The organism is Curtobacterium sp. PhB172, from assembly GCF_003752545.1.
Taxonomy (GTDB): Bacteria; Actinomycetota; Actinomycetes; order Actinomycetales; family Microbacteriaceae; genus Curtobacterium.
On sequence record NZ_RKIF01000008.1, the window covers coordinates 186,517 to 201,014 of the forward strand.

24 protein-coding genes are annotated in these 14,498 nt (G+C 65.4%); 22 read left to right on the top strand and 2 right to left on the bottom strand.

Annotated elements, in window-relative coordinates:
• Positions 1–3: 3 nt before the first annotated feature.
• Positions 4–615 (bottom strand): hypothetical protein, encoded by a 612-nt coding sequence (locus EDF42_RS10545; RefSeq protein ID WP_123672293.1) that lies wholly within the window; start codon positions 613–615, stop codon positions 4–6.
• 157 nt (positions 616–772) lie between these two features.
• Positions 773–1,357, bottom strand: a complete 585-nt coding sequence (locus EDF42_RS10550) for a hypothetical protein (protein WP_123672294.1) — start codon at positions 1,355–1,357, stop codon at positions 773–775.
• A gap of 174 nt (positions 1,358–1,531) precedes the next feature.
• On the opposite strand from EDF42_RS10550, the gene EDF42_RS18970 reads away from it, so the two are divergent.
• From EDF42_RS18970 to EDF42_RS10650, 22 genes are all read left to right on the top strand, one after another.
• The gene (locus EDF42_RS18970; RefSeq protein WP_185040890.1) at positions 1,532–1,702 is read left to right on the top strand and encodes a hypothetical protein; all 171 of its coding nucleotides are present in this window, start codon (positions 1,532–1,534) and stop codon (positions 1,700–1,702) included.
• Positions 1,695–1,901, top strand: a complete 207-nt coding sequence (locus EDF42_RS10555; protein WP_123672295.1) for a hypothetical protein — start codon at positions 1,695–1,697, stop codon at positions 1,899–1,901. The genes EDF42_RS18970 and EDF42_RS10555 overlap by 8 nt, the downstream gene beginning before the upstream one ends.
• Positions 1,898–2,134 (top strand): hypothetical protein, encoded by a 237-nt coding sequence (locus EDF42_RS10560; RefSeq protein WP_123672296.1) that lies wholly within the window; start codon positions 1,898–1,900, stop codon positions 2,132–2,134. Before EDF42_RS10555 ends, EDF42_RS10560 begins: the two co-directional genes overlap by 4 nt.
• Complete coding sequence (locus EDF42_RS10565) at positions 2,121–2,342, top strand: hypothetical protein (RefSeq protein WP_111225027.1); 222 nt, start codon at positions 2,121–2,123, stop codon at positions 2,340–2,342. Before EDF42_RS10560 ends, EDF42_RS10565 begins: the two co-directional genes overlap by 14 nt.
• A 19-nt stretch (positions 2,343–2,361) precedes the next feature.
• Complete coding sequence (locus EDF42_RS10570; RefSeq protein ID WP_123672297.1) at positions 2,362–2,577, top strand: hypothetical protein; 216 nt, start codon at positions 2,362–2,364, stop codon at positions 2,575–2,577.
• A 32-nt stretch (positions 2,578–2,609) separates the two neighbouring features.
• The gene (locus EDF42_RS10575) at positions 2,610–2,912 is read left to right on the top strand and encodes a hypothetical protein (protein ID WP_123672298.1); all 303 of its coding nucleotides are present in this window, start codon (positions 2,610–2,612) and stop codon (positions 2,910–2,912) included.
• Positions 2,909–3,772, top strand: a complete 864-nt coding sequence (locus EDF42_RS10580; protein ID WP_123672299.1) for a hypothetical protein — start codon at positions 2,909–2,911, stop codon at positions 3,770–3,772. Before EDF42_RS10575 ends, EDF42_RS10580 begins: the two co-directional genes overlap by 4 nt.
• Before the next feature lie 368 nt (positions 3,773–4,140).
• Complete coding sequence (locus EDF42_RS10585) at positions 4,141–4,539, top strand: hypothetical protein (protein WP_148067729.1); 399 nt, start codon at positions 4,141–4,143, stop codon at positions 4,537–4,539.
• A 610-nt stretch (positions 4,540–5,149) separates the two neighbouring features.
• A complete protein-coding gene (locus tag EDF42_RS10590; RefSeq protein WP_123672301.1) occupies positions 5,150–5,602 on the top strand; it encodes a phage terminase small subunit P27 family in 453 nt (150 codons plus the stop codon).
• Entirely contained in the window at positions 5,577–7,325 is a 1,749-nt protein-coding gene (locus EDF42_RS10595; RefSeq protein ID WP_123672302.1) for a terminase large subunit, read from the top strand. The genes EDF42_RS10590 and EDF42_RS10595 overlap by 26 nt, the downstream gene beginning before the upstream one ends.
• Positions 7,325–7,465 carry a hypothetical protein gene (locus EDF42_RS18975; protein ID WP_185040892.1) on the top strand — a complete coding sequence of 47 codons (141 nt, stop codon included), beginning with the start codon at positions 7,325–7,327 and terminating at the stop codon, positions 7,463–7,465. Before EDF42_RS10595 ends, EDF42_RS18975 begins: the two co-directional genes overlap by 1 nt.
• Positions 7,462–8,832, top strand: coding sequence for a phage portal protein (locus EDF42_RS10600; protein ID WP_185040894.1), 1,371 nt, complete (start codon positions 7,462–7,464; stop codon positions 8,830–8,832). The genes EDF42_RS18975 and EDF42_RS10600 overlap by 4 nt, the downstream gene beginning before the upstream one ends.
• The gene (locus EDF42_RS10605; protein WP_123672304.1) at positions 8,829–9,557 is read left to right on the top strand and encodes an HK97 family phage prohead protease; all 729 of its coding nucleotides are present in this window, start codon (positions 8,829–8,831) and stop codon (positions 9,555–9,557) included. The genes EDF42_RS10600 and EDF42_RS10605 overlap by 4 nt, the downstream gene beginning before the upstream one ends.
• The gene (locus EDF42_RS10610) at positions 9,554–10,825 is read left to right on the top strand and encodes a phage major capsid protein (RefSeq protein WP_123672305.1); all 1,272 of its coding nucleotides are present in this window, start codon (positions 9,554–9,556) and stop codon (positions 10,823–10,825) included. The genes EDF42_RS10605 and EDF42_RS10610 overlap by 4 nt, the downstream gene beginning before the upstream one ends.
• A 363-nt stretch (positions 10,826–11,188) precedes the next feature.
• The gene (locus EDF42_RS18655; protein ID WP_148067731.1) at positions 11,189–11,479 is read left to right on the top strand and encodes a hypothetical protein; all 291 of its coding nucleotides are present in this window, start codon (positions 11,189–11,191) and stop codon (positions 11,477–11,479) included.
• An 11-nt stretch (positions 11,480–11,490) separates the two neighbouring features.
• Positions 11,491–11,808: a hypothetical protein gene (locus EDF42_RS10620; protein WP_148067733.1), complete on the top strand. Its 318-nt coding sequence runs from the start codon at positions 11,491–11,493 to the stop codon at positions 11,806–11,808.
• 3 nt (positions 11,809–11,811) lie between these two features.
• Entirely contained in the window at positions 11,812–12,051 is a 240-nt protein-coding gene (locus tag EDF42_RS10625) for a hypothetical protein (RefSeq protein WP_123672308.1), read from the top strand.
• A 118-nt stretch (positions 12,052–12,169) separates the two neighbouring features.
• A complete protein-coding gene (locus tag EDF42_RS10630; protein ID WP_123672309.1) occupies positions 12,170–12,481 on the top strand; it encodes a hypothetical protein in 312 nt (103 codons plus the stop codon).
• Positions 12,478–12,846: a hypothetical protein gene (locus tag EDF42_RS10635; RefSeq protein WP_123672310.1), complete on the top strand. Its 369-nt coding sequence runs from the start codon at positions 12,478–12,480 to the stop codon at positions 12,844–12,846. The genes EDF42_RS10630 and EDF42_RS10635 overlap by 4 nt, the downstream gene beginning before the upstream one ends.
• Before the next feature lie 72 nt (positions 12,847–12,918).
• Positions 12,919–13,545 carry a hypothetical protein gene (locus tag EDF42_RS10640; protein WP_123672311.1) on the top strand — a complete coding sequence of 209 codons (627 nt, stop codon included), beginning with the start codon at positions 12,919–12,921 and terminating at the stop codon, positions 13,543–13,545.
• A gap of 99 nt (positions 13,546–13,644) precedes the next feature.
• A complete protein-coding gene (locus EDF42_RS10645) occupies positions 13,645–13,974 on the top strand; it encodes a hypothetical protein (RefSeq protein WP_123672312.1) in 330 nt (109 codons plus the stop codon).
• A gap of 65 nt (positions 13,975–14,039) precedes the next feature.
• Complete coding sequence (locus EDF42_RS10650) at positions 14,040–14,462, top strand: hypothetical protein (protein WP_123672313.1); 423 nt, start codon at positions 14,040–14,042, stop codon at positions 14,460–14,462.
• The last annotated feature ends 36 nt before the right edge of the window (positions 14,463–14,498 follow it).

Genomic DNA, 14,498 nt, shown 5'->3' on the forward strand with positions numbered 1-14,498 from the left:
GAGCTACTGGGCCGCCTCTGCCTCCGCGTTCTTCTGGGCCTGCACAGCGGCGTCAGCCTTCTTCTCCTCGTTCGCGACAGCGCCCTTGATATCCGCGAGGAGCTCGTCATGGGAGTTTTGTTTCCCCACTACGCCTGCAAGCGCTCCTGCCAAGCGGCCAGCGATCTGTACGCGCACAATCCAGCCATGGCGCAAGACGCGCGACCCCTGACTGAATGACTCGATGATGGCGGAGGTGAGTGCTCGATCCTCTCCCTGAGCAACAGCATCCACCAGAATCAGGCGCGAAAGCACCCCGGCACGCACCTGCCGTTCTTCATCCGTGTTGACCATCTTTGCCGCGTCGATCAGGTTTCCGTATGCGACCAGGTCGCCGACTGCTGGCTCGACGACACGAACGAGCTGATCGCGATAGCGGTCAGCGGTGTCTCGCTCCGCGCGATCCTTCGCCTCGCGAACAGACCGGCCTGCCAGAATGTGGGAACGGATCGCGATGGTGACAGTGATTCCTCCGATGACAGCTGCAGCGAGGAAGCTCAGAAGCCCGGTGCCGATGTCACCCCACCACTCGTACGTGATCCAGGACGGGTGCCAATCAGTGGGAAACTGAGTCATACCCGGCAAGCTAGCGGCATTTCCCTGTCTGGCGACACTCCGAGGGAGAATGAGCAGCGGGGGTGTTCAACTCTGAGCTAAGATGTCCGTAACACCGCATGCCCGCTGGCTGCGGTGTTCGTAGTTTCGGCAGACCCACAGGCCCCGCATGCAACCGCTAGCCCTCGGCGCTAGTGTGCGCCGCTGGTTGCATAGGCGCATCTGCCTGATGTGGCTGCGCAGGCGCGTCCTGTTGAACGGGAGCCGCTGGCGATGGGGTGTTCTTAGAGACCCAGTCAGCGCGGTCCTTCAGTGAACCCGCCCTGACCTGCTGCCCCGAGACCAGCAGGAACACGGCGAACGCAACGGCCACGGCCAGAATCACAACAGCTTCGAGAGGGAACGTGGCGCCGCTATCGAGGACGGTCAGTGGCTGCAACGTGATGACAAGCCCGACGTACGCGGCGACGAGCACCGCCCAGCCAAGCACCTGTGACAGCCAGAACAGGGTCGTGCGTCGTACCTGGCTAGGCCCTCGTTGTCGGAAGTCCATCCGCTGAGCATGATCTAGCACGATTGCGTCTAGGACCAGCCGCTGTTTCGAACCTGTCTCAAGGTCCTTGGCCAACGCCGCCAGCCGCTCTATACGTCGCACCCGACCCCAACCGGCCAAGCCGCCACTGAGCGCGGTCAGTGCCGTCACCGCTACGCCGCCAACGGCGGCTGCCCCGGCCCAATCGAAGTCCTCAAAGTCAAAGATCACTCAGTAAACATAGTGCCGGCGCGATGCTGCTCGGGCGTAACGGACCGGCCGCACAGCGAACCTAACAATCGCGGCGCGAGCACGAGGACCCTTCAAGGCCGTGACCCTGAGTAACCCACTGCTGGCACCGCGGAACCCAGACGAGACCGGCCGACCACCACCGAGGAGGCGACGATGCGAGCATCACGCATGCTGCAACGCCAGCAGGCCCGAGCGGAGACCCGATTCGGTGCCGGCGGCGAGTTCCACGACACCAGCGGCTTCCACGAACGCGACACCAGCTGGCACCCCACGATCGGGTTCACCTTCGACCCGTACCTCGATCGGGGAGGGAAACGTGCCTGAGCCCATCAAGGAGACCGTCTTCACCGTCGCTCGTGGCGGGAAAGCGATCAGCTCGTACGTCGTCGACCAGTCCGAAGCGGTCAACGAGCTCCACCGCATCGAGTCGAACATGCGGGCCGCGATGCTCGAACCCGACGTGACGCTCGCCACGGTGACCAAGACCACCACGTACGGTGACCCGGAACCGGTGAAGGCATGAACCTGACCCCCGGATCCCGCCTCACCATCAACGGCAGGGACTACGCGCTCGAGACGGTCACGATCGACAAGCATTGGATCAGCATGATCCTGCACAGCGTCGACCACCTCGACCAGCAGTCGCGTGAGAACCGTGCAGAGATCGACGCTTGGGTGAAGACGCTTCCCTGGCGGAAGCGCATCAGCACCCAGCGACGTCTGCGCAAGTCCCGGAGCCAGCATGACCGCGGGTGACCTCAGCCTCGGCGAGTACCGGTCCGCGAAACTGAACCTGCTCGCCGGCATCGAGAAGCAATTGACCCTCATCGCACAGAACACGGCCCACGCGGACGTGCACCTCAGCGAAGAGCAAGTCGCCAACGCCTGGGAAGCACGCGGACTCCGCATGTACGGCGACGAAGTCGTCGAAACCATCCGCGACCTCGGCATCACCGTCGACTGACGACCAGGGAGCTCACCCCATGACGAACAACGAACAGCAGCCAGACAGCTGGACGGACCACTACCCCTGGGGCGGCACGCTTCCCACCGTGCAGATCGAACCAGCCCCGAAGCGCGACATCGCGTTCCGCGTGGGGCAGGCAATCGCCGTCGTCGTCGGAGTCGCGGCAGCTGTGCTCGTCGGCTCGCTCACCGTGTGGGGCATCGTCGCCATCTGGCGCGCCATCCTCGGCTAGACCAAAACCACCAGCGTTGATCAGGAGCGCTCATGGCAGACCACACCATCACCGCTGACCAGCAAGGCGCGTACGAGTTCCCGGTCACCGCCGGCGCCACGGTCACCGTGCACGTCGTCATGGAAGACCGTGGGAACAGCAACCTGCAGGTCATCGCCCATGACGGAGACGACCCCGTGTACGCCCGCAAGGGAACATCCGTCACTCCCGGTGATGGGCACGCTTCCCTCGTGATGCAAGGCTCCTGGATGAGCGTCTGGTGTGCAGGCGACACCGACGTCGACCTGTCCGTCACATCCCGATCCGACGCGATCGTGTCGGTGGCTCGAGCATGAGACGCGGCGACTTCGGATCCGGTCTCGCCGAAGCGAAGCAAGCAGCATCCCTCGCGCAGAACGCCCGGCAGATGGTCATCAACCGTGACCCCCGCTTCATCGACCTCGCAGCCCTCGTCGCACAACAGACCGGGCAGATCGCCACCATCACCGGCAACCTCACCGACCTGACCACTGCACTCGCCGCGAACAGCAACGCGGACGCCGCCACCAAGACGGCCGTGCAGAAGGTCGGGTCGGACCTCGCAGCCGTTCAGGTGGAAGTCACAGCCCTCGCCGACAACCTCACCACCGCGACGTCGCAGCTCGCCGCGGAGAACGACGGGCTCGCCGACCGGATGACCGCCGCCGAGACCGCTCTCCACGATGAGGCGACCGTCCGGGCTGCAGCAGTCGCAGCGGAAGCGAAGACCCGCGCGGACGCCGACGCTGCGGAGGCACGCGCACGGGCTGAGGCTGACACGGGGAACGCTGCACTCGCAGCCGCCGCGACGAAAGCGGAAGCCGACGCACGCAAGGCAGCGGACACGGCAGAGCAGACCGCACGAGCCGCCGCAGACACGGCACTCACCGCCCGTCTCGCCGCTCTCGAGAACAAGATGACCGGCGTCACGTCGGGCCGCAAGCAGTCGACCGTCGTCACCCTCGCAGCCGGCGCGACACTCGACGTAGCAGTCACCTTCGACACGGCAGCCCCAGACGCCAGCTACGTGCCCCTCGCGATCCTCAGCACCGACCAGTTCACACCCGCAGGGTTCAAGAACCAGACCGCCGCAGGCGTCACCGTCACCCTCCGCGCGAAGGCAGCGGTGACCCTGTCGTTGACGTTCACCGTCACGATCGTCGCTTTGAAGCTGTAGGAGGCTCCCGTGAGCATGGGTCACCGGCAACGTCGCGCTGGCGCTGAGTGGGATGCCTTCAGCCGCTTCGGGCGCAAGTACCTCGCCTACCTGCAGCGCGCAGGTGTACGCAGCAGCATCAAGCGCGGGGCTCGACGTCGCGAACGGCACGAGGCCCGCGATGCGATCCGACGCTCAGCAGCCTGACGACATCAGCAGCCATCGCGTGCGTTCCAACCGGTGGCCGGCACCACTCACCCCACACCCCCAGACTGTGGCCGAGATCAACCAGGCCATGAGCGAAGTGATCGAAGACAGGAGCTGACTCCATGAGCTTCCGCAACTGGATCAACCGCCACATGTCACCGGTCGCACCTACGATCGAAGACGTGACCGAGTTCCCCGAAGCCCTCACCCCACGCCACCTCACGTCAGTAGTGATGGAAGAGGGTGACGGGCAGGTCATCGTCACGTTCGGCCTCGGCACAGAGCTCACCGCCAGCGAGTACTTCGGGTACGCCGTCGACTACTACGGCACGGACGGGAACGGCGGGAAGCGCTTCGGCGTCCGCCTGTCACCCACCGAGGTCAAGGCGTACGTCTTCGACTGGGAACCCGCCACCCAAGCCAACTACGCAGCCGACACGGTGCACGTCACCGACGAAGCGATCGTCGCCACCTATCGAGACGCCAGCATCGGCGTCGACGAGGTCGGCACCATCAAGGCGTTCTCCCACATGGGTAGTGACGACGCTGACACGGACGTCCCCGTCACTCTGCTCCGCTGACACCGAGGGGGTGGGACATGCCCACCCGTGCACCCATGCGCTGCTCAGCCCTGGACTGCGACGAACTCGCCACCAACCGGGGCCGATGCGCTGAACACCAGCGGAAGCGGAAGAGCGGCGCCCACCGCGTCATCCCCGGGGACGGACGCAACACCGCACGGTGGCGCACAGAGTCAGCCCAGTACCTCCGCACCAACCCCCGCTGTCGAGTGTGCGACGGACCGGCCACCGTCGTCGACCACATCACGGAGCTCGCTGACGGCGGTGCCATGTGGGACCACGGCAACTGGCAGCCCCTCTGCAACCCACACCACGACCACAAGACACGACAGGCAGCCCTGAAGAGGGCAACACGCCTCGCCTCAATGAGACACCAAGACCGCAACACCGAAACCCTCGCCTCCCAACTCTGGAACCAACTGCCGTAGCGGGCGCAGCCACCTGACAGTGAGCTACAACGCGGCAGCCCAGACGACGGAGTGACCGAGAGACGGTGACACGGGGTGTCCCCAGGGGGGTAGGGGCGTCAACATCATGCGGAATCCGCGCATAAGAGCGCCCGCCGGTGGCTCCCTCTTTTGCGTCTCACTACGGCTACTAGGGGGTCCTGATGCCTCGTGCTGCGAAGCCGGCTGCTCTGCGTCTCGTTGAGGGGCGTGGGAATGGTCGTGACAGTGGTGGTCGGAAGGTTGTGGATGCTCCGGCGTTTAAGCGGGTGCCTCCGTCGGCTCCTGAGTGGTTGTCGGATGAGGCGGTTGCTGAGTGGAACCGTGTGGTTCCGGAACTCACTCGTCTTGACATCGTGAAGGCGGAGGATCGGGCGGTTCTGGCGACGTACTGCGAGACGTGGTCGGAGTTCAAGGCTGCGACGTTGGCTCTGCAGGAGCATGGGTCGTTGACGATCGATGCGAAGCAGGGTGAGATCCCGCATCCGGCGGTTGCGATCAGGCGGAATGCGGGGCATCGGCTGCAGCTGCTGGCTCGGGAGTTTGGACTGACGCCGAGCTCGGAGCAGAGCTTGGCGAAGGAGTCCGACGATGGGGAAGACGACAACCCGTTCTGACGTCCTGGACGAGGCGACTCTCGAGGCGCTGAAGCTGTCTCCTGAGGTGGCGTGGTACTTGCAGGACCGGGGTTACCCACTCCCGGAGATCCCGCCGAAGTTCAAGACCCCTGAGCCGCGTGAGGTTGAGGGTGCACAGTTCGACCCGGAGCGGGTCGACAAGGTGCTGAAGACGTTCCACCTGCTGCGGCACACGCAGGGGAAGTGGGCGGGGAAGCCGCTGGATCCTGACCCGTGGCAGATCGCGTACGTGATCGCGCCGGTGTTCGGGTGGGTGCAGTGGGATGAGGATGCGCTCGCGATGGTGCGGATCATCCGTGACGTGATGGTCGACGTGCCCCGCAAGAACGGGAAGTCGACTCTTGCGGGTGGCATCGCCGTGTACATGACTGGCGCTGATGGTGAGTCTGGTGGGCAGGTTGTGACGGCTGCTTCGACGGAGCGTCAGGCGGGGTTCGTGTTCGGGCCGATCAAGCAGCTGGTGGAGAAGACGCCGGCGTTGGCTGGTCGGTTCAAGGCGCACCAGAAGCGGATCGTGCACCCGAAGTCGGGGTCGTACATCGAGGTCATCTCGTCGGCTGCTGATGCGCAGCACGGAGCGAACTTGCACTGCTTCATCGTCGATGAGCTTCACGTGCACAAGTCACCGGACTTGGTTCGGACGCTCGAGACTGGGCGTGGTTCGCGGACGCAGCCGTTGGGTGTTCGGATCACGACGCCGGATGCGTCGAAGTCGGGGACGATCTACGACGAGACGCGGTTGTACGTCGAGAAGCTGGCCGCGGGAACGATCGAGGATCACTCCTGGTACGGCGCCATCTGGGGTGCTGACGAGGCTGACGATCCGTTCGCTCCTGAGACGCAGAGGAAGGCGAACCCGGGGTACGGGATCAGCCCGTCGCGGAAGTACCTCGATGCGGCGGCGTTGAAGGCGAAGAACTCCCCTGCGGAGCTCGGTGACTTCCTGCGTCTGCACCTTGGGATCCGGACGAAGCAGGAGGCACGTTTCCTCACGCTCGATTCGTGGGATCGGAACGCCGGCAAGGTGGATGAGGCGAAGCTCAAGGGGCGGAAGGCGTTCGGCGGTTGGGACCTTGCGTCCGCGTCGGACCTCACCGCGTGGGTGCTGCTGTTCCCGGATGGGAACGGGTACGACGTCCTCGCACGGTTCTGGATACCTGAGGGTGCCCTGGATGCGTTGAACAAGCGCACGGCGGGCAACGCATCAGCGTGGGTTAGGCAGGGGTTCCTGCGGACCACTCCGGGGAACGTCACGGACTACGCGTTCGTGCAGGCGCAGATCCAAGCGGACCTCGACCAGTTCGATGTCGTGTCGATCGGGTTCGACCCGTGGAACTCGACGCAGATGGTCAACAGTCTGCAGGACTCCGGGGTGAAGAACTTGGTGCGTGTGTACCAGGACTTCCGGCGCCTGTCGCCTCCGTTGAAGGAGCTGCAGCGTCTGCTGCTGACCGGCAGCGAGGAGAAGCCCCTGTTCCGGACGGGCGGGAATCCGGTGCTGCGGTGGAACGTCGACAACTTGTCGGTGGACATCGACGCGAACGGGAACGTGAAGCCGAACAAGGCGCACTCGATGGACAAGATCGACGGTGTCGCTGCGACGGTGAATGCCCTGTCGGAGGCGTTGGTCACGAAGCCGAAGAAGAAGAACCCGTACAACGATCCGGACGCGAGCGTGTTCGGCACCTCGGAGGTGGCGTGATGACTCGTGCAGCTGTCGTGGTCCTCCTCGAGATCCTTGGGGTGCTGCTCATCACTGCGGGGGTCGCGGCCGTGTACTGGCCGGCGGCGCTCGTCGTCGCGGGTGTGGCCCTGTTCCTGATCGCTTGGAGGATGATGTGAGCCTGTTCTTCAAGAAATCGTCGGACCAGTCGAACGGGCAGATCCTCGCGGAGTTCCCGTCGTTGGGGACGCCGTGGCGGTACGACGGCCGTGCGATCGTCGCTGACCCGGGGATGCCGTTGACGGAGTACGCGCAGTCGGCGTACGGGATCTGGCAGTCGCAGCCGTCGGTGCGGAAGGTCGTTGACTTCATCGCGTCGAACATCGCGTCGATCCCGATGAAGGTGTACCGCCGTCAGGGTGACACGGACCGGACACGGGTTACGGAGGGTCCGCTCGCGGAGCTCATCAAGTCTCCGCAGCCGTTCCTGACGCAGTACCGGTTCTGGCACACGATGCTCTGCGACTTCCTGGTCTACGACCGGTTCATGGCGCAGCTGGTGCCGTCCGCTGACACGCGGGCTGGTGCTGTTCTGCAGCACTGGCCGGCGCAGTCGTGGCGGTTCACGTACACGGGTACGTCGCTGGTGGATGGGGTTGACCTGTTCGTCGGTGACGGGAAGCCGAAGCACATCGCGCTCAACGGGCTGATGTTCGACCGCGGGTACGGGTCGGGGAACGGCACTCCCCCGATCGAGACGTTGCGGCACATCCTCGAGGAGCACACGGAGTCGGTGAAGTACCGGCGTGCGATCTGGAAGAAGGGCGCCCGGTTCCCCGCTGTCGTCACGCAGGCCGCGGTACCGGACGTCGAACCACTCGACAGTGCTGCACGGCAGCGCCTCGAGGCGGAGATGTCGAACTGGTCCGACGGTGGCGGCAGTGAGGGCAAGATGCCCGTCCTGCCGATCGGCGCGGACGTCAAGAAGGTCGACATCTTCTCGCCGAAGGACATGCAGGAGGTTGAGGGGCGGACCCTCACCGACATCGAGGTCGCTTCGGCGTACCACGTGCCTCCCGAGATGATCGGTGCACGGCAGGGAAACTACTCCAACATGGAGGCGTTCCGCCAGTCGCTGTACCGCGATGCTCTGGGCGCGACGATCGTGCAGTTCGAGCAGGCGTTCAACGCGCACATCACTCCGCTCCTCAACGGTGGCGACGAGTCGATGTACGCGGAGTTCGACCTGGGCGTGAAGCTGCGCGGGTCGTTCGAGGAGCGTGCGGCGATCACGTCCGCGGCGACTGGTGGTCCGTGGCTGACGATCAACGAGGCGCGGGCGATGGACAACCGGCCGGCGATCGAGGGCGGCGACGACATCATCACCCCGTTGAACGTGGTCCGTGGCGGTGGTCCGCAGGCGTCCCCGGCTGACGCAACCCCGGAGGTGGCGAAGGCGTACGACCTGCTCCGCAGCAAGGGGCTGGATCCGAAGCAGGCGATGGAAGTGCTCTGGGCGACCGGGCAGTTGGAGGCAAGCGCATGAAGACGAAGAGCTTCAACGCCAACGTGAAGGCCGTCGGTACCGCTGACGGTCTCGGCGACGGTCAGTTCACGGCGCTCGTCGCGGTGTTCGGCAACAAGGACCACGGCGGCGACGTCATCGTCCCTGGTGCTTTCGCCGAGTCGCTGCAGGACTGGGCGGCGTCTGGTGACGCGATCCCCGCGATCTGGTCGCACCAATGGTCGGATCCGTTCGCGCACATCGGGTGGAGCCTGTCGGCTGCGGAGACCGCGGACGGGCTCCTCGTCACCGCGCAGCTGGACCTCGAGAACCCGACAGCGCTGCAGACGTACAAGCTGCTGAAGCAGCGTCGGGTGAAGGAGTTCTCCTTCGGGTACGACGTCGTCGATGGTGGCTACGTCACGCAGGACGAGGACGAGTTCTTCGAGCTCCGGAAGCTGAACCTGATCGAGTTTGGCCCGACGCTCAAGGGTATGAACCCGGAGACGCAGCTGCTCGGGACGAAGTCCGACGAGGACATCCGCCGCATCGTGCGTGAGGAACTTGCCGCCGACCCTCGGGAGGTGGAGCCGACACCCGACGTCGAGGTTCCGCCCGACCCGACCGAATCTTCCGGCGCCCCGCCGGAAAGCTCACCTCCCCAGGATGGGGAACCGTCAGGCCCGTCGAAATCGGCGGGCCTTACTCATGCCCAAGTGGCGGCCTGGGCGACCGCAGCAGAACTGATCCTGATGGAGGAACGATGAAGACGCTCCGAGAGAAGCTCGCGGCCGTCCTGGCCGAAGCGAAGAGCATCGCCGACCTGGCGAAGTCCGAGGACCGTGAGTTCACGGCGGACGAGATCACCAAGATCGGTGAGCTGAAGTCGCAGGCCGACGAGCTCAACGTGCAGGTGAAGGCCGCGGACGACGCGCAGTCGAACATGAAGACGCTCCTCGCGTCCACGTCGCCGGCGAAGTCCGACGAGGAGCCGAAGCAGGCCGACGAGCAGCCCGAGGGCTTCAAGTCGTTCGGTGAGGCGTACACGGACTCGGCGCCGTACCAGGAGCTCATCAAGTCGAACCCGGGCGGGTTCGGTGAGGGTTCGCTGATCCAGCTGCCGAAGGTCACCGTCGGGGCGAAGGGTCGCGGTCTGAAGGCCGACCCGAACCCCCTGTCGGTCGCCGTGGGGCGTCTGCAGCCCACGCGTCTGCCGCAGGTGGACCTGACGTACCAGCGTCCCCTGACGCTGCTCGACCTGATCTCCACCGGGTCGATCACCGGCAACAGCTTCGACTACGTGCAGATCACTTCGGTACTCCGCAACGCGGGCATCGTCAAGGACGAGATCCTGCCCGGCGACCCGGCGTCCGCGCTGAAGCCGCTGTCGGACCTGTCGACGAACCTCGCGACCGGCAAGGTGTTCACCTACGCCGACGGCTACACCGTCACGAGCGAACTCCTCGCCGACGCGGGTGCGTTCGCCTCCTACCTGAACGGGCAGCTGGCGTACAACATCCGCGCCGTCATCGAGAACTACCTCGTGAACGGTACGGGCGCGTCGGGTCAGCCGACCGGCATCCTGAACACGACCGGCATCCAGCAGATCGCGACGGCCGGCACCGACCCGGTGCAGATCCCGACGTCGATCCGCAAGGCCCTCACCGCCCTCGACGAGGTCGGCGCGCAGGTCACCGGCATCGTCCTGAACCCGGCTGACGCTGAGGTGCTGGACCTGATGCAGGACGGGAACCAGCGCTTCTTCGGTGCTGGCCCGTTCGGTGCTGGCCCCCGCACCCTGTGGGGCCGTCCGTACGTCACCACGCAGGCGATCCCCGAGGGCACCGCTCTCGTCGGTGACCTGTCGACGATCAACGTCCTCGAGCGTGAGGCGCTGTCCGTGGTCGCGTTCAACCAGCACGCCGACTACGCACGACGCAACCTCGTGTACGTGCGTGCGGAGCTCCGTGCTGCGCAGGTCATCTACAAGCCGGCGCACCTCGCCCTCGTCGACCTCGGTACCACGGGCGCCTGATGACGGACGGCATGGTCGTCATCAACGGGATCAGGTACCGGATCGAGGACGCGAACCGTCTCGGTCTGGTGCACAACAAGGCACGCGGTGTGGAGGAGGCAGGACGTGACTCTGCAGGAGACGACGCTGCCCCCGCTGGCCGATCCAGCCGATCTCGCGGCAAGGCTCGGCAAACCGGCGAGTGACCCTGGGATCGCTCTGGCGCTGCAGATGGCGTCGGAGCGGTTCCGGGGTCAGACCCGCAACCCCATCAGCCTCGTCGAGGACGACACGATCGTTCTCGACGGGGCGGGGACTCGGGTGCTCCGCCTTCCGGTGTGGCCGGTTGTGTCCGTCGCGACCCTGACGGTGGCGGGGCAGACAGTGACAGACCCTGAGTGGTCTGCGGCTGGGCTGCTCCGCCTCCCGGCACGGTTCCCCGACGTGTGGCGGTCGATCGAGGTCGTGTACACGCACGGGTTCGACGTCACTCCGGGGGACGTGCAGGAAGTGGTCCTGGACCAGGCTGCGTCGATCTCCGAAGCGTCGCCGTGGCTGTCGCAGTTCACGTCGGGGCAGGAGCAGGTGGCGATGGCTGCCGCGGCAACGGTCGGGACGACGTCGCAGTGGGCTCGAGCGGTGGGTCGGTACCGCATCGGCGGTGACCATTGGTGATCCTCGCGAACATGCTGCACCGGGACACGGTCACCGTGCAGCGCACCACCGAGGGCGACCCGGACGAGGACGGCGTCCCCACGGACACCACCGTCGACCAGGTCATCGGCGGCTGCAACGTGCAGCCGGTGGGGACGAAGGAATCGCTCGGGCAGAACGACATCGTCACCTCACGGTGGATGGTGTCGACCCGTGAACCGCAGGACTGGATCCAGGCCGCGGACACGGTCATCTGGCGCGGCCAGACGTACTACGTCGATGGCCGGCCGCAGACGTACTGGAACGTGCTCCCGCACACGGAGTTCGTGATCACCGAGACGAAGGGCTGACGGATGTCGGACAAGATCAGCGTGAACGGCAACGAGTACCGCCTCGAGGACGCGGTGCGTCTGGGCCTGGTGGAGCCGAAGCACACTCCTGATGTGGGCGTGGTTCCGTCGGAGGTGTGGACGGTCCCGGAGATCGAGGTGTGGGCTGACGCTCACGGCATCGATCTGGCGGGGGCGAAGACGAAGGCGGAGAAGCTGGCGGTCATCGCCGACTTCGAGTACGCGGCACCGCCGGCCAGCTGATGCCTCGGAAGAAGAGCATCCTCTGCCGCCTCGGCCTTCACCGCTACCCCCGATTCGTGAACGCGCACACGCAGGCTCCTGCGCCCGTGCGCTGCGAGCGGTGCCGCAAGGAGTACTGATGCCGAAGGTCGTCATCGGCCGGGGGATCATCGATCAGGCGGTCCGGAATCCCGTGGTGCGGAAGGCGATGCGGGACAAGGCGGACCGGATCCTGCCGCGTGCTCAACGGCTGGCGTACTCGGCTGGTGCGAAGCAGTTCGGTGACTCTCTCCGTGTGGAGGAGGGCACTCGTCCTGGCACGAAAGCGAACGGCGGGTACAAGCGTCCGTTCGCTCGTGTGATTGCGACGTCTGCTGATGCGACCCAAGTGGAGCACGGCGACGTTGGGGTGTCGAAGCAGGCGATCCTGCGGAGAGCGATGGGCGCATGAACGTGTACGGGGTGTGGCCCAACGTCGAGAAGGTGCTTCTCGCCTACTTGAAGCAGGAGACGGGCGCTGCGACGTACACGGAGACCCCCTCCAACCTCGAGACCGTTGCTCCCGTCATTGTCGTAGAGCGGATCCCTGGCGGGTTCGGCCGCGACTACGAGAAGACGTTCCACGTCGACTTGACGGTGTTCGCGAAGACCCGCGGCGCCGTGTGGGACCTCGTCCAGAAAGTCGAAGTCGCGATGGTCCGCTGCAACCTCTTCGACGAGGTCCGCGAGGCCGACTCGTTCGGGAACGTCGCGTACTCGAATGCGGCGCTGCGTCGTGCTGTCGGCACGTACGAGCTCGACGCGCGCCCCCAATAGGCCGCTCACCAACACACTCATCATCCATCAGCCGTCCGCACGTCGGGCGGCTTTGTCGTTCAAGGAGAACGCATGCCTGACGTGATTGGCCAGCTGGCCAACGACAACCGCAACGTCCACAAGTGGGGTACCACGATCCTCGCGATCGCTGACTACTCCACTGCCGTCCCGGAGGCGTTCTTCGCTGCCAACGGTCTGCCGATCGCCCTGCCGACCGGCTACAAGAACATGGGCTACATCACCACCGACGGCATCTCGCACTCGTACGACGTGTCGTCGGACGAGACGAACATGCTGCAGACCACGCAGTCGGTCCGGTCGGACGTCACGTCGGAGACGCACACCTTCCAGGTGGCGTTCGGTGAGACAAACGGGTGGACGAAGGCGCTGGCGTACAAGCAGCCCGTGTCGGAGTGGCCGTCGGACAAGAACGCGGCGTGGATCTACGACGAGACGTCGGGTGAGTACCCGTACTACCGGGCGATCACCCTGTCGCAGGACGGTGTCGGCGACTCCGCCGTGTACCGCGTGGAGGCCGCGTACCGCATCAAGGTCACCGACATCGACGACCGGGCGCTGAACCGTTCCGACGTCGAAGAGGTGAACCGCACCTTCACGATCTACGAGGACCCGGTGGTCGGGAAGTCGTACACGGAGGCTCAGACCGCTGCCGGCGGTGTCGTCGTTTCCGGCGGCTGACCCTCCCCCAAGACCAGGTGGCGGCGTCGTTTGGTGAGCTGCGCCGCCGCCACCTGTTACCCCTGCTCACGAGCTCACCAAGCTCACTAGGAGACCAGCATGACCAGCAAGGCTGACAAGAACCGTCGCACGTCGTACACCCTCGCCGCCGCTCGGCGGAAGGTCGAGGAGTCCGTCGGCGGCGACACGATCGAGATCTTCGTGGAAGAGGGTGGTGAGGCGTTCTACCTGCCCCACCCGTACTTCTACGACACCGCAACGAAGAAGGCGCTGAAGGGCGCCGACGACGAAGACGAGTCCGCTCAGGGCCGCATCCTCCTCGGTGACGAGCAGTACGAGAAGTTCATCGAGCAGGGCGGCACCGACGAGGGCATCAACCTCGTGATGATCGCTGTCGGCCAGGACCTGAAGGACTCGCAGGGAAACTGACGGGGGTAGACCTCGACGACTTCGACCTCGAGATCGCGGACCTGCCGGCGACGCACCCTGTCGCTGTGCAGGTCCGCGCGGAGGCGATGCTGCAACTCCTCGGTGACCATCAGGGTCCCGGGGACGCTGCGCTGCAGTCGACGTACTCGCCGCGGGATCCGTTGGCGGAGTACTTGCAGGGGCGCATCAGCACCCGGCAGCTGCGGGTCCTCGTCGAAGGGCTACCCACCGATTCAGCGTTCCACCGTGCCCATCGGGACACGGACTGGCAGGACTCCGACTGGATCGCGCGGGACACGAACTCGATCATGCGGGTGCTGCTGTACACGGTGCAGTCGGCGCTGTCGAAGTCGGCTGTCCCGAAGCCGGACCTGCTGCCTGCTCCTGTCGTGGAGCCGACCGAGCAGGACGAAGCGGACGCCGAGTATTTAGCGCAGCAGCGGGCCGAGATGGCCGTCGTTGAGGCGGGCTGGTTCGTCAACAACTAGACATTGGAGTGCGTTGTGGCCGGTTCAGCTGTGTGG

Bases quoted from the DNA above. Each gene is read 5' to 3' on its own strand.
- EDF42_RS10545 (WP_123672293.1), bottom strand. From the start codon at position 615: ATGACTCAGTTTCCCACTGATTGGCACCCGTCCTGGATCACGTACGAG.
- EDF42_RS18970 (WP_185040890.1), top strand. From the start codon at position 1,532: ATGCGAGCATCACGCATGCTGCAACGCCAGCAGGCCCGAGCGGAGACC.
- EDF42_RS10560 (WP_123672296.1), top strand. From the start codon at position 1,898: ATGAACCTGACCCCCGGATCCCGCCTCACCATCAACGGCAGGGACTAC.
- EDF42_RS10565 (WP_111225027.1), top strand. From the start codon at position 2,121: ATGACCGCGGGTGACCTCAGCCTCGGCGAGTACCGGTCCGCGAAACTG.
- EDF42_RS10570 (WP_123672297.1), top strand. From the start codon at position 2,362: ATGACGAACAACGAACAGCAGCCAGACAGCTGGACGGACCACTACCCC.
- EDF42_RS10575 (WP_123672298.1), top strand. From the start codon at position 2,610: ATGGCAGACCACACCATCACCGCTGACCAGCAAGGCGCGTACGAGTTC.
- EDF42_RS10580 (WP_123672299.1), top strand. From the start codon at position 2,909: ATGAGACGCGGCGACTTCGGATCCGGTCTCGCCGAAGCGAAGCAAGCA.
- EDF42_RS10590 (WP_123672301.1), top strand. From the start codon at position 5,150: ATGCCTCGTGCTGCGAAGCCGGCTGCTCTGCGTCTCGTTGAGGGGCGT.
- EDF42_RS10595 (WP_123672302.1), top strand. From the start codon at position 5,577: ATGGGGAAGACGACAACCCGTTCTGACGTCCTGGACGAGGCGACTCTC.
- EDF42_RS18975 (WP_185040892.1), top strand. From the start codon at position 7,325: ATGACTCGTGCAGCTGTCGTGGTCCTCCTCGAGATCCTTGGGGTGCTG.
- EDF42_RS10605 (WP_123672304.1), top strand. From the start codon at position 8,829: ATGAAGACGAAGAGCTTCAACGCCAACGTGAAGGCCGTCGGTACCGCT.
- EDF42_RS10610 (WP_123672305.1), top strand. From the start codon at position 9,554: ATGAAGACGCTCCGAGAGAAGCTCGCGGCCGTCCTGGCCGAAGCGAAG.
- EDF42_RS10620 (WP_148067733.1), top strand. From the start codon at position 11,491: ATGCTGCACCGGGACACGGTCACCGTGCAGCGCACCACCGAGGGCGAC.
- EDF42_RS10625 (WP_123672308.1), top strand. From the start codon at position 11,812: ATGTCGGACAAGATCAGCGTGAACGGCAACGAGTACCGCCTCGAGGAC.
- EDF42_RS10630 (WP_123672309.1), top strand. From the start codon at position 12,170: ATGCCGAAGGTCGTCATCGGCCGGGGGATCATCGATCAGGCGGTCCGG.
- EDF42_RS10635 (WP_123672310.1), top strand. From the start codon at position 12,478: ATGAACGTGTACGGGGTGTGGCCCAACGTCGAGAAGGTGCTTCTCGCC.
- EDF42_RS10640 (WP_123672311.1), top strand. From the start codon at position 12,919: ATGCCTGACGTGATTGGCCAGCTGGCCAACGACAACCGCAACGTCCAC.
- EDF42_RS10645 (WP_123672312.1), top strand. From the start codon at position 13,645: ATGACCAGCAAGGCTGACAAGAACCGTCGCACGTCGTACACCCTCGCC.